This is a genomic window from Undibacterium hunanense (assembly GCF_014284335.1).
Classification (GTDB): Bacteria; Pseudomonadota; Gammaproteobacteria; order Burkholderiales; family Burkholderiaceae_D; genus Undibacterium; species Undibacterium hunanense.
The window spans coordinates 108,458-121,001 of the sequence record NZ_JACOGF010000007.1 but is presented as its reverse complement, the minus strand read 5'-3'; the positions used below and the strand labels follow the sequence as shown (position 1 = coordinate 121,001).

Below are 12,544 nucleotides of genomic sequence, written 5' to 3'. Positions count from 1 at the left end.
AAAGAAACATGAGTCAGGATTGGCAAGTAATTTGTCGTGTTGAAGATATTCCCGTACTGGGTGCACGGGTAGTGGCCCGTGCCGCCAAACCGGATGTGGCCATTTTCAGAAATAGTGAAAACAAGGTCTTTGCTTTGCTGGACAAATGTCCGCATAAGGGTGGCCCCTTGTCGCAAGGCATAGTCTTTGGTGAAAAAGTGGCTTGCCCGCTGCATAACTGGAATATTGAACTGCCTACGGGCTGTGCCATTGCACCCGATGAAGGCTGCACGCAAAAATTCAGTCTGAAAGTGGATGCAGATCAGGTGTATCTGGATGCGAATGAATTGCGTACACTTGCAATAGAGGCTTAGAACCTGTTTACGATCTTACTGCGCGAGCGCAATTAGAGACTACGCGGGGCTCATGTGCTGCTCAAAATGCTCATGTACTAGAGTACATTCCGCTTTTTGTGCTGCGCTTTTGTTACCCTTACTCCCGCTGACGCTCGCTCGCTACAGATCGTAAACAGGTTCTTAGAAAAAATGCGCTGCATCACATTTTTTGTGATGCAGCGAGCACTTAAAGGCATGTATGACTGAAACCAAATCTACCTGTTGTTATTGCGGCGTTGGTTGCGGTGTAGTAATTGAAAGCGAAGGCGGGCAGGTTGTGGGCGTACGTGGTGACGCGGATCACCCAGCCAATTTTGGCCGCCTGTGCAGCAAGGGCAGCACCCTGCATCTGTCGGCAGATGCCCGGATACAGCAACAGGTCAGGGCACTGTATCCCGAAATGCGTGCGCCATCTGCGGGGCGGGATCAGACACGCCAGCGCAGTGACTGGGATACCGTCATCGCCACCATGGCCGGCAAATTTACCGACACCATCAAGACACACGGCCCCGATAGTGTGGCTTTTTACATTTCCGGTCAGTTGCTGACCGAAGATTATTATGTCTTCAACAAACTCGCCAAGGGTTTGGTTGGTACCAATAATATCGACAGCAATTCGCGCCTGTGCATGTCCAGTGCCGTAGCTGGCTACAAACAGACGCTGGGTGCCGATGCGCCACCTGCCTGTTACGAAGATATCGACCTGGCGGAAGTGATTTTTATCGTTGGCTCCAACACGGCCTATGCACATCCCATCCTGTATCGCCGTCTGGAACAGGCCAGGGAAAAAAATCCTGACCTGAAAGTGATAGTCGCTGATCCGCGTCGTACTGATACTGCGCGTGAAGCCGACTTGTTCCTGCCCATTTTGCCGGGTACTGACGTGGCCCTGTTCAACGGCATGCTGCATCTGTGCCTGTGGGAAGACCTGATCGATCTCGACTATATCCAGGCGCATACCGAAGGCTTTGCCGAACTTAAACAAACCGTACGTGACTATACGCCAGCAGCCGTAGCCAAGACCTGTGGCATCAAGGAAGCCGATCTGGTGCAGGCAGCGCGCTGGTTTGGTCAATCCAAAGCCAGCCTGTCCCTGTATTGCCAGGGCTTGAATCAATCTTCGGCGGGCACTGCAAAAAATGCGGCCCTGATCAATCTGCATCTGGCAACCCATCAAATCGGCAAGCCAGGTGCTGGACCGTTTTCCCTGACCGGTCAGCCAAACGCCATGGGCGGGCGTGAAGTCGGTGGCATGGCCAACCTGATGTCTGGTCACCGTGATCTAAGCAATGCTGAACATCGTGCAGAAATAGCCGCTTACTGGGGTGTTGATGATGTACCGGCTGCACCAGGCAAGACAGCAGTGGAAATGTTTGAAGCAGTCAGATTGGGTGAGATCAAAATCATCTGGATAGTCTGTACCAATCCCGCACAATCCATGCCTGAACAAAACCTGATACGCGAAGCCTTGCAAAAAGCCGAGCTGGTCATCGTGCAGGAAGCCTATGCCAGCACGGCCACCGTGCCGTATGCCGACATTCTTTTGCCTGCCAGCACCTGGGCCGAGAAAACTGGCACCGTCACCAATTCAGAACGCCGTATCTCGCGTGTACGCCCCGTCATACCCGCACCAGGCGAAGCCAGGCATGACTGGCAAATCGCCAGCCAGTTTGCGCAAGCCCTGGCACCTTTACTGGGCAAGTCAGCGGTCAATTTTGCGTACGACAGTGATGAACAGGTGTGGAATGAACACCGTGACAGTACCCGTGGTCGTGATCTCGATATCACCGGCCTGTCGTACGCCATACTGGAACAGCAGGGGCCACAGCAATGGCCTTATCCGGCTGGTGCCAGCACAGGCAAGCAGCGTTTGTATGAAGATGGCATCTTCCCTACAGTCAGTGGTCGCGCCCGTTTCATCAATACCGTGTATCAGCCGGTCAAGGATGCGGTGGATGCCCGCTATCCATTCTCTTTGAATACTGGTCGCCTGCGTGATCAATGGCATGGCATGAGCCGTACCGGCACCGTGGCGCAACTGTTTGCCCATGTGGCCGAACCTGGCATCAGCATGGAAGCAACGGACATGCAAAGGCGCTTCCTCAAACCAGGTGATCTGGTACACGTCAGCAGCCGGCGTGGCACAGTGATTTTACCCATAGTCGAAAGCGATGAGCAGCGTGCAGGCCAGGTCTTCGTCGCCATGCACTGGGGTGAAGAATATGTATCCGGTCGTGGCCATGCACAGAATGCCAGCTATGGCGTGAATGCCCTGACCTCGCCAGCAATCGACCCCAGTTCCAAACAGCCGGAACTGAAAGCTGCTGCGGTCAAGATACTGAAGGCAGAACTGCCCTGGCGCTTCGTGGTATTTGCCTGGCTGGATAGCGAAGAAGCATACCGGGTACAGACTGCCTTGCGACCTTATATGCGTGAATTTGCCTATGCCTCATGCACACCGTTTGGCCGCGACAAAGTCGGCGTCATCTTCCGCGCTGCGAACGAAGAAGCTGTGGCAACAGATGTGCTGGAAAAAATTGAACAACTGTTTGGCATACATGGCACCGATGTGCTGCGCTATGACGACAGGCGTCGCAGTGTTTCACGCCATATCGTGGTGAAAGACGGTAGCCTGGCCGCCGTCGCGCTGGCTGGTGATGTGAGCGCTGAAAGCTGGCTCAAGGATTTCCTGCAAGCGCAGGAATCTGTCGCCAGATTGGGGCGTTTGTTGCTGATGCCAAGCACTACGGCACCACAGGGTTTTACTGCACGCGGCAAAGTGATTTGCAGTTGCCTGAACGTGACCGATACAGCAATCACTGCAGCACTGAAGGGCATGGATGGCTTGCCGGCTGATGTGTTGACGGCATTGCAGAACAAACTGAAATGCGGTACCAACTGTGGCTCCTGTGTACCTGAACTGAAGAAAATAATCAGCATCGGTGTACAGCAAAAAGCCGCATAGGATCTTAAACAGTCATAAACGGAAAATGAACATAGAAAAACTGGATCCGGCTTCCGACGCAGCAGGCAGGTTGATAGCCTTGTCTGATGTGTACATGGCTGCGCTCTATCCAGCTGAAAGCAATCACCTCGAAAGCCTTACCGCACTGGCGCAAGACAATGTGATGTTTCTCGGCTGCCATATCGATGGGCAACTGGCCGCCTGTGGTGCTGTCAAGATACTGTTTGATGTCGATGCCCAGTTAAACTATGGCGAGATCAAACGGGTGTTTGTGCCAGATGAGTTTCGCGGCAAAGGTTTGTCGAAACTGATCATGCGGGCGCTGGAAGATCATTTGCTGGCGCATGACATACGTGTCGCCAGGCTGGAAACCGGTATCAGGCAGCCCGAGGCCCTCAGCCTGTATTTTCGTCTTGGTTATGCCGAACGGGCTGCTTTTGGTGACTATGAAGAAAATCCCTTGAGTGTCTTCATGGAAAAAAATCTGCTGGCCTGAAAGCGGGGGACCGTAAGCATGTCCCCAGTAGCAATCTCTCAGGCCGTCTGCCTGCGCAAACTCAACAACATTGCCCCGAATGAAATAAAGGCAGCACCAACAACGCGGTTAATCCATTTGGCGAAACGTGGCTTGACCAGGATGTGCATGGCGCGTGCGGCTAATTGCGCATACATCAGGTGGGCCAGGTAAGACAGACTCATGAAGATGGCCATCAGTGCAAAAAACTGCGGTGCCAGTGCTTCACCCGGCGTAATGAAATGCGGGAACAGGGCCGTAAAAAACATCAGTGCCTTTGGGTTGGTGGCCGCTGTCAAAAAAGCTTCGAAAAATAATTTGCGCGGGCGTGGTGTTGTGACTGACGACACATCCTTTACCTCATGCGTGAATGCATTGCTTTTTCCAAACAATTGTTTGATACCTATATAAAACAGGTACAGCGCACCGATAATCTTGACTGCGGCAAACAGCAACGCTGAGGAATTCAGCAAGGCACCCATACCCAGGAAGGCGGTCGTAGACAGGCAAAAGATGCCACACACATTCCCAAATGCCGACCACATGACAGCACGTGCACCATAACTCGCACCGTTTTTCAAAGACAATAAAATCGCCGGGCCGGGGCTGAGTACAGCCAGGCTGGCAATGGCGGTAAAGGCAAGCAGAGTCTGGGTTTGCATGGTTAAAATCCTGATTATGAATAAAAATCCTGCCTTATGGCATGGCCGCGCCAGTCGCCTGCCGTACCGGAATACCCGCAGGGTCAAAATTTTCCAGGCAATAGACATTGATACCAAAATTGTCCGGCGTGACGCGCTTGCGATGAAAAGGATAAATACCGCAAGTCTTGCAAAAATAATGATGTGCCGTATGGCTGTGAAACTGGTAGTCGCTCAGTGATTCTGCGCCAGCCAGCAGCTTGAAACGGCTTTCATGCACCTTGACCATCAGGGCATTCTTGCGCCTGCATATAGAGCAGTCACACATCGTCAGTTCGGGGAAATCAGTCTCTATTTCAAAACGCACGGCACCGCAGTGGCAACTGCCCTGATAGCTTTGCATGGGGCGATGGCCCGGTAGTTGATCTTGCATCCTGTGCTTCCTGAGTGATTTGAGTACTATAGGGTCATACTACCGGTACAGACCGGTGCCGTACCGGTACAATTTTCTTTAAACCAGTACACTGCCATGGTCGTTCTACCATGACAATTTCCGAGATGCATTTTTCTGTGGTTTCCAGGCCATATCCTGCGTTGCTGGACTGTTTAATATGTGTCCAAATGTAATCAAACGCCTGAGTTGATTGTAATCATTTGGCAAGCCTTTTATTATGCCCGATTGGCGTTTTGCAGTCTCTTTGGAATTGCCCCGTTTATCCATCAGCGTATATTTTATGTCATTTACTATTCAGCATCAGACCGCAGCAAGCACCAACAGGAAACATGGCGGCCATCATTCATGCTGAATTATGTAATGAGTCAAAGGCGTTTCAAGCTTTGTTTTTCTGCGTGGGCAGGCTGTATCAGTCTTGCCTGTGGTGTGCCGGGCATGGCCAGCGCAACGCCAGACCAGCCCTTTGCACTGCCGCCGGTGCAGGTCAGTGCCGCCGAGGTGCTGGTGAAAGAAGTCCGGTTCAGCGGCAATAGCATCCTGACGACAGAAGAGTTGCAAAAAATGGCGCAGGCGTATGTTGGGCACCGTGTTACGCTGGCCGAACTGGAAGAACTGCGCATCAGCATTACCCGTAAATACATCGCCCTGGGTTATCTGAACTCTGGCGCCGTGCTGGTGGTGGCTGATGGGCAGGATGCATTCCCCGATGGCCTCATCCCCATACGTCTGATAGAAGGGCGTATCACCCATGTCAACATCAAAGGCCAGGGCAGGCTGCAGGCACAATATCTGGAACAGAGACTGGTGCTGGCGCCAGAAGTATTCAATATGCCGGTTTTGCAGCAAAGGTTCCAGTTATTGCTGACTGATCCCTTGTTTGAAAAAATCAATAGCCGGCTTATCCCTGGCGATGTGCCGGGTACCGCCATACTGGACATTGACGTACAGCGCGCCCCAGCCTATGGCATGACGGTGTTTTTGAATAATTACCGCGCACCGTCTATCGGGTCCCAAGTACTGGGTAGTGCAGGATGGGTACGCAATCTGACCGGGCGCGGTGACATGCTGGATGCCAGCATCAGCCATAGCGAAGGGGCTGATCCTGTTCATTTGGGCTGGACCATGCCGCTGAATAGCCGTGGCACCAGCCTGAAGCTGAGTGCCGATCAGGGCAGTTCATCCGTCATTGGTGAATCGCTGGCTGCCATCGATATCAAAAGCCGCAGTTCGGGTGGCGAGGCAGGGTTGACGCAGACCCTGCAATCGTCGCCACAAAGAAAAATTGAACTGGGTTTAAGCTATGCGCAGCGCGAAAGCCGTAGCAGTTTGCTGGGTGAAGCCTTTTCATTTACGCCGGGCGAACCGGACGGACACTCGCGCATCAGGGTCTGGCGTTTTTCGCAGGAATGGACAGAACGTGCAGAAACCCAGGCACTGGCAGTGCGCAGTGTCTTTGCCTTTGGCCGCAATAATATAGACCAGAGTGCAAGTGGTGCTGGTGCTGCTGGCGTGCCGGATGCCAGTTACCGCATCTGGACCGGGCAACTGCAATATGTAAACAACCTCGCGCAAGATGGCAGACAGATCGTCGTACGCGCCTTTGTACAACAAACCCCGGATCGTTTGTTGCCGCTGGAACGGTTTTCACTGGGCGGTGCCGCCACCGTGCGTGGCTATCGTGAAAATGCCTTGGTGCGTGACCGCGCTTTTTTGTTGAATGCAGAGTTTCATTACCCGCTCAGCTTTGCCGCATTCGAGGGACAAAAAATAAAGCTGATCAGCTTCGCCGATATGGCCATCGCAAACAACCAGGATGAGGCCACACAAAAGCTTGCTTCAATGGGCGTAGGCATGAACTGGCAGTGGAATAAATGGAGTGCCGATCTGTTTTTAGCCCGTAAGCTCAAAAGTTTGCCCAATGCCGGTAGCGGTAATTTGCAAGACCACGGTGTGCATTTTCAAATGACTTACCACGTGTTTTAAGCGGACGAATCATGCACACCTTCAACCATACACAATGTGTCCGCAAAATATTGATCGCATGCCTGGCGTCGTTCAATTTTATTTTGCCTTTCGCCCATGCCCAAATGGAAACACTGAATAACAAACTGGATTTATGCGAACGCGGCAATTACAGCCAGGTATTGCAACCCTTGCTGGCGCAATACAGTGCCACCAGCGTACAGGCTGATAAAGTCAGGCTGGCCGCAGCGATTGCTGCCAGCTATATACAGATGCAACAGACTGCGCTGGCCGAACCCTATCTGCGCTTTGCCTACGAACATGCCGATACCGCAGTGGACAAGGCCGCCCATGCCATTGCCCTTGGCAACTGGCAGCAAAGCCGTGGTAATGCAGATGCCGCGCGCGCATCCTATGATGTTGCCATAACCCTGGCTGGAAGCGATGCCGGCATTGCCATCAGCAGTGGTTTAAATCGACTGAAGCTGGATGGCGGCAAACTCAGCGCCACGGCTCGCATCAGTAGCCTGAATGCATACTGGCAACGTCTGCCAGCAGTCAGCAAGCCGCAGGCAAGAATACGCTTTGCCATCAACCTTGGGGCGCAGGCAAAAGCTATCGGGCCAGCTGGCCATGCGCTGGCTTATCAGGCATTCGATTATGCGCGCCAGTTGGCGCAGGCCGGGCAGGAAAGCCGTCTCTTGCTGGAAGCGCTGGATCAACTCGCGCAAATGTATGAAGATGCCCATCGCCAGGACGACGCACTGGCCCTCAGTGATCAGGCCATGTTGGTGGCGCAGACAATGCAAGCCCATGATTTTCTGATTGCTGTCGAATGGCGTCGTGGCCGCATTTTGCGTCAGCGTGGGCAGACTGATATGGCAATTGCTGCCTACCAGCGGGCACTCGATCATATTGAGGCCATACGCACCGATATCCCGGTCGAATATCAGGATGGAAAATCCTCATTCCGTGAAACGCTGGAGCCGGTTTACCTGGGATTGGCGGATATGCTGTTGCAGGGCGCAGATCAACTGAATGCCGCTAATAAGGAACAGCAATTGCGACGTGCCCGCAACGTGCTTGAACTCATCAAGCAGACCGAGCTGCAAGATTATCTGGGTGACCGTTGCGCAGTTGAAAGCGCACGCGCCAATCGCCGTTCATCCACACTTGCGCCTGGCACGGCCATTATCTATCCGGTGATCTTGCCAAGCCGCATGGAATTGCTGCTGGAAACCGCTGGTGGCATGCAGCACCGCAGCATCGCTGTTTCCGCCGACAGCTTGCGTGCCGAGGTCATCGAATTTGGTAGCAACATCCGCGATAATCTGTCCTTCAAACCGCAAGCAAAACGCCTGTACGATATGCTGCTGGCACCGTTAGACAGTCTGCTGCAACAAAAGAAAATTGAAACCCTGGTAATTATTCCTGACGGTGCTTTGCGTCTACTTCCATTTGCCGCCCTGCATGATGGCCAGCGCTTTGCCATAGAAAAATATGCGATAGCCATCGTCCCGGCACTGACACTCACAAATACCGCTGCGCGCGAACAACAAGGTACAAACTTGAAAACCCTGCTGGCCGGTATGAGTGAACCGGGTGCCGTCGTCGATAAACTACCTGCCGTGATGGTAGAGCAGTTGCTGGCCGCCGGTCCGCAATCTGCGACAGCCACCGTGGCCACCTCAGCCACCACAGGCCGCCAGCTAAGCCGTGGCAGTTTCACCCGCAGCATGCGCAGCCTGCCAGCAGGCAAATCCGGCGCTGACAGCAACGCTGCTATGTCTGTTACCGATAAACCTGCTGCCGAAAAACTGCTGCGGCACCAGCAATTGCAGCAAATGCTCTCGCTCAACGGTGTCGATGAAGAAATACGCATGCTGGAAAAACTTGCACCAGGCCAGACCCTGCTGAACGCCGGTTTTACCGTGTCTGCATTCGCCGGGAAAATAAAAACCGGCGATTACCAGATCGTGCATATCGCCTCGCATGGTGTATTCGGCGGCACGGCAGACAACAGCTTCCTGATGGCGCATGATGACCTCATCACCATGAATGGTTTGCAGCAATTGTTGCGTGCAGGTGAAAAAAACAGTCGCGGGCTGGAATTGCTGACCCTGTCCGCCTGTGAAACGGCAGAGGGCGATGACAGGGCTCCGCTGGGCCTGAGCGGCGCAGCCTTGAAGGCACACGCCAAAAGCGCACTCGGTTCGCTATGGCCAGTATCCGATGACGCCGCCAGCGCCCTGATGGCGCAGTTTTATCGCAATCTGTCTTCACCGGCAAACAGCAAGGTGCAGGCTTTGCAAAAAGCCCAACTGGAACTGCTGAAAAACGACAACTACAGTCATCCTTTTTACTGGGCACCATTTATCATGGTCGGGAGCTGGTTATGAACACGACCCTGTTGCATTTCCCTGTGGGGCAGAAGCGTCGCAAACAGACCATGCGTGCCATGCACACAGTCATCTGCATTAGTTTGTTGTTCGCCTTCGGCACCACACCTTTGCTGGCAAGAGCTGGTGCTGTCACCGATGGTACGGTAGGCCCGGTACAAAATTTATCCGGCAATTTTGTGATTCCACAAAACCTGGGTACGACCAAAGGTGCGAATTTATTTCACAGTTTTCGCAGCTTCAGCATAGACAGCGGTGAATCAGCCAATTTCACTACGACTACCGCCTTGCAGAATGTCATCGCCCGTGTCACTGGTGGTCCGGCATCCCAGATCAATGGCTTGTTGCAATTGACAGCGGCCACAGGCAGCCAGCCTAATTTCTACTTCATTAATCCGGCAGGTGTGATTTTTGGTGCAGGTGCGGCACTGGATGTGCCGGCGGGTCTGCACATCAGTACCGCCAATTACCTGAAATTTTCTGATGGTAATTTTTATGTTGATGCCACGCGCGCCAGCACCCTGTCAGCAGCAGCACCCGAAGCTTTCGGATTTTTAGGCAGCACCCGCGCTACGCTGGAACTGCGGGATGGCGCCACATTGTCAACCCGGTCGCAGCAGGTAATCAGCCTGATCGCTGGTGATATCAGCATCGACAATGCCAGCTTGCAGGCGCCGGGTGGCAATATCCGTGTCGCTGCCGTGGGCAGCGGCAAACTGGATGTGTCACTTGCAATTGCCGATGTGACAGGTATGAATGGACGGCTTGCTATTGTCAATGGCGGCAGTGTCAACAGCCCTGGCAGTGGTTTTATTGACGGTGGACAGATACGCATACAGGCCGGCGATATCGTCATCGATGCCCAGGGGGGCAGACAGGACACCGGTGTGTTCAGCAACGCGAAAGATGGTATTGCCAGGTCGGGCGACATACAGGTATCGGCCAGCGGGCAACTCAGCATTCTGAACGGTGCCCGCATATCTTCATCAACCTTCACCAATGGTAACGCCGGTGCTATCCGTATCGATGCCGATACTGCCGTGCTGGATGGCCAGGGCCAGGTGACAGGCATCTACAGTCAGGCGAATGACTTTGGCGGCAATGCCGGCAACCTTGACATCCATGTCAAAGGCAAGCTGGCAGTGCTGAATGGCGGTCTGATTTCTTCATCCAGCAATGCCAGGGGTAATGCTGGCACCGTCGTTGTCAGCGCCGGTGAAATCATGCTCGATGGCAGCGAAGCAAATGGCCCCGATACCGGTATAGTCTCGACTGCCAATACCGGCAGCAGTAATAGTGGTAGCGGTAATGCAGGAAAGGTCGACGTATCCGCCAGCGGCAAATTGACTATCCTGAGCAGTGCGCAGATTTCATCTGCCACCTATACCGCCGGGCAGGGTGGTGATGTCAAAGTCAGCGCTGGTGAATTGCTGATCAATGGCGATGGCCTGTCAACCGGCATCAACAGTATTTCTGGTGGCAAGGGAAATGCCGGCAATGTCGATGTGGCCATACGCGGTACTGCCACCATGCAGGCCGAGGGTGGTATATCAACGTCCGCATTTGACAGGGGCAATGCTGGCATCATCAAATTTCAGTCGGATAGCCTTGTCATTGACGGTCAGGGCCTGAGTGCCGGCATTTATAGTGATGCAGGGGATTTTCGTATGCCAGCCAGTTTTCAGGGTGGCAACGGCGGCAATATTGATGTCAGTGTTGCCGACAGACTGATGCTCACAGATGGTGGCCGGATTTCATCCACCACCTACACCAGGGGCAATAGCGGCAATATCAGCATCGTCGGCAAGAACGTTAGCATTAGCGGTGGCGAATCCGGCGTGCGTGCCGAGACCATAGGCGTGGGCAACGGCGGCAGCATCCAGGTGCAGGCCGGTCAGTCTGTATTGCTGGAGGCTGGGGGCAGCATTTCTTCTTCCACCCGCTTTATCGGCAATGCGGGTGCTGTCAGGGTTGATGCGGCGGCAATCGATATCAATGGCAAGGGCCAGGCCACCGGCATATACAGTGATGCCGGTACTCAGGCACAGGGCAATGCGGGCAGTGTGGACGTGAATGTCAGCGGCAAGCTGAGTCTGACCGATGGCGGGCAGATTTCCTCCGCCACCATCAGCTACAGCACCGGTTCGGCCGGCGCTGTCAAAGTTATTGCCGGCAGTCTTGATATGGATGGCAAACCAACTCAGATGGTAGATGCTGGCAGCGACAGGCCAGCGCCTGTCACAGGCATACTCAGCAGTGCCAATGCCGGTGATGAATATACCCGCTACTCGGTTGGCAATGCTGGCACCGTCAATGTGAATGCCAGCAGCATTACCATGCGTAATGCTGCGCAGATTTCGTCCAGCGCCTTTGCCAAAGGCAAGGCAGGTGCGGTCAATGTCAGTGGCGGCATTATCGATATCAGCAACCATGCCATCATCAGTTCAGAAGCCGGGCCTGCTTCCAGTGGTTATGCCGGCAGTGTCAACCTGGCAGCATCAGAGAGCCTGCATATCGATCAGGGCATACTGTCCATCAGCAATGCCGCAAGGCCAGATCAACCCGGTGCCATCAGCAAAACCTTGCTGGCCGTGAATGCGCCCGACATACAGTTACAACAGGCGCAGATCAGTGCATCTGCCAGCGGTAATGTGGCTGCCAGTGATATCCGGATCAGCTACGCCAGCCGTTTCCGGAGCCGTGCCAGTGCCATTACCACCAGCGCCCAGGATGGCAATGGCGGCAATATCGTGGTGCGCGGTAGTGGCCCGCTATTGCTGGACAGCTCGCAATTGACTACTTCAGTCAATGGGCTGCAGACCGGTAATGGCGGTGATATCAGCATTACCGCACCGGCGCTGGTTCTCAGAAACGGCTTTGTGCAGGCCAATACGGCGGCACCTGCTGCCTCTGGTGGCAATGTCAATGTTCAGGTTGATGCCACCATCGCCACCGGCAACCAGCTACGCATAGGTGGTCCGCCATTGAGTTTTAGCCGCAATAGTGGCAATCTTATTCAGGCTGCGGCCCCTGACGGCGTGAACGGAGTGATAAGATTGAGCAGCCCGCAAGTTGATTTTGCAGCCAGCCTGCTGACCTTGTCGGCACAAGCCTATGATTTGGGAGATCTGACCATGGATTTATGTCGTATCGGTAACGGCAGTTCACTTAGTCCGGTTGGGCGTGGCGGCTTGCTGCCTACGGCTACCGGTCTGTTGAAGCCTTGATCTTGTCA

The 12,544-nt window shown here is 53.9% G+C and carries 8 protein-coding genes; 6 read left to right on the top strand and 2 right to left on the bottom strand.

All coding sequences use genetic code 11. From position 1 onward, the window contains the following. Window positions 1-8 precede the first annotated feature (8 nt). The 3 genes from nirD (at window position 9) to H8L32_RS14900 (ending at window position 3,835) form a co-directional block, all read left to right on the top strand. Window positions 9-353 (top strand): nitrite reductase small subunit NirD, encoded by a 345-nt coding sequence (gene nirD / locus H8L32_RS14910; protein WP_186948047.1) that lies wholly within the window; start codon window positions 9-11, stop codon window positions 351-353. A gap of 220 nt (window positions 354-573) precedes the next feature. Then, a complete protein-coding gene (locus H8L32_RS14905; protein WP_186948046.1) occupies window positions 574-3,339 on the top strand; it encodes a nitrate reductase in 2,766 nt (921 codons plus the stop codon). A gap of 25 nt (window positions 3,340-3,364) precedes the next feature. Beyond that, complete coding sequence (locus tag H8L32_RS14900; protein ID WP_186948045.1) at window positions 3,365-3,835, top strand: GNAT family N-acetyltransferase; 471 nt, start codon at window positions 3,365-3,367, stop codon at window positions 3,833-3,835. Window positions 3,836-3,873: 38 nt separating this feature from the next. Here H8L32_RS14900 and H8L32_RS14895 read toward each other — a convergent pair whose 3' ends face one another. Together H8L32_RS14895 and H8L32_RS14890 are read right to left on the bottom strand one after the other, a co-directional pair. After that, complete coding sequence (locus H8L32_RS14895; RefSeq protein ID WP_186948044.1) at window positions 3,874-4,515, bottom strand: LysE family translocator; 642 nt, start codon at window positions 4,513-4,515, stop codon at window positions 3,874-3,876. 34 nt (window positions 4,516-4,549) lie between these two features. Continuing rightward, a complete protein-coding gene (locus H8L32_RS14890) occupies window positions 4,550-4,927 on the bottom strand; it encodes a GFA family protein (protein WP_230412226.1) in 378 nt (125 codons plus the stop codon). A gap of 366 nt (window positions 4,928-5,293) precedes the next feature. Between H8L32_RS14890 and H8L32_RS14885 the strand changes: the two genes are divergently transcribed. Genes H8L32_RS14885 through H8L32_RS14875 form a run of 3 tightly spaced genes read left to right on the top strand, consistent with a single transcriptional unit; the run spans window position 5,294 to window position 12,536 of the window. Beyond that, window positions 5,294-6,931 (top strand): ShlB/FhaC/HecB family hemolysin secretion/activation protein, encoded by a 1,638-nt coding sequence (locus tag H8L32_RS14885; protein ID WP_222619369.1) that lies wholly within the window; start codon window positions 5,294-5,296, stop codon window positions 6,929-6,931. Window positions 6,932-6,942: 11 nt separating this feature from the next. Next, window positions 6,943-9,309, top strand: a complete 2,367-nt coding sequence (locus H8L32_RS14880; RefSeq protein WP_222619368.1) for a CHAT domain-containing protein — start codon at window positions 6,943-6,945, stop codon at window positions 9,307-9,309. Continuing rightward, window positions 9,306-12,536 (top strand): beta strand repeat-containing protein, encoded by a 3,231-nt coding sequence (locus tag H8L32_RS14875; RefSeq protein ID WP_186948041.1) that lies wholly within the window; start codon window positions 9,306-9,308, stop codon window positions 12,534-12,536. Before H8L32_RS14880 ends, H8L32_RS14875 begins: the two co-directional genes overlap by 4 nt. The last annotated feature ends 8 nt before the right edge of the window (window positions 12,537-12,544 follow it).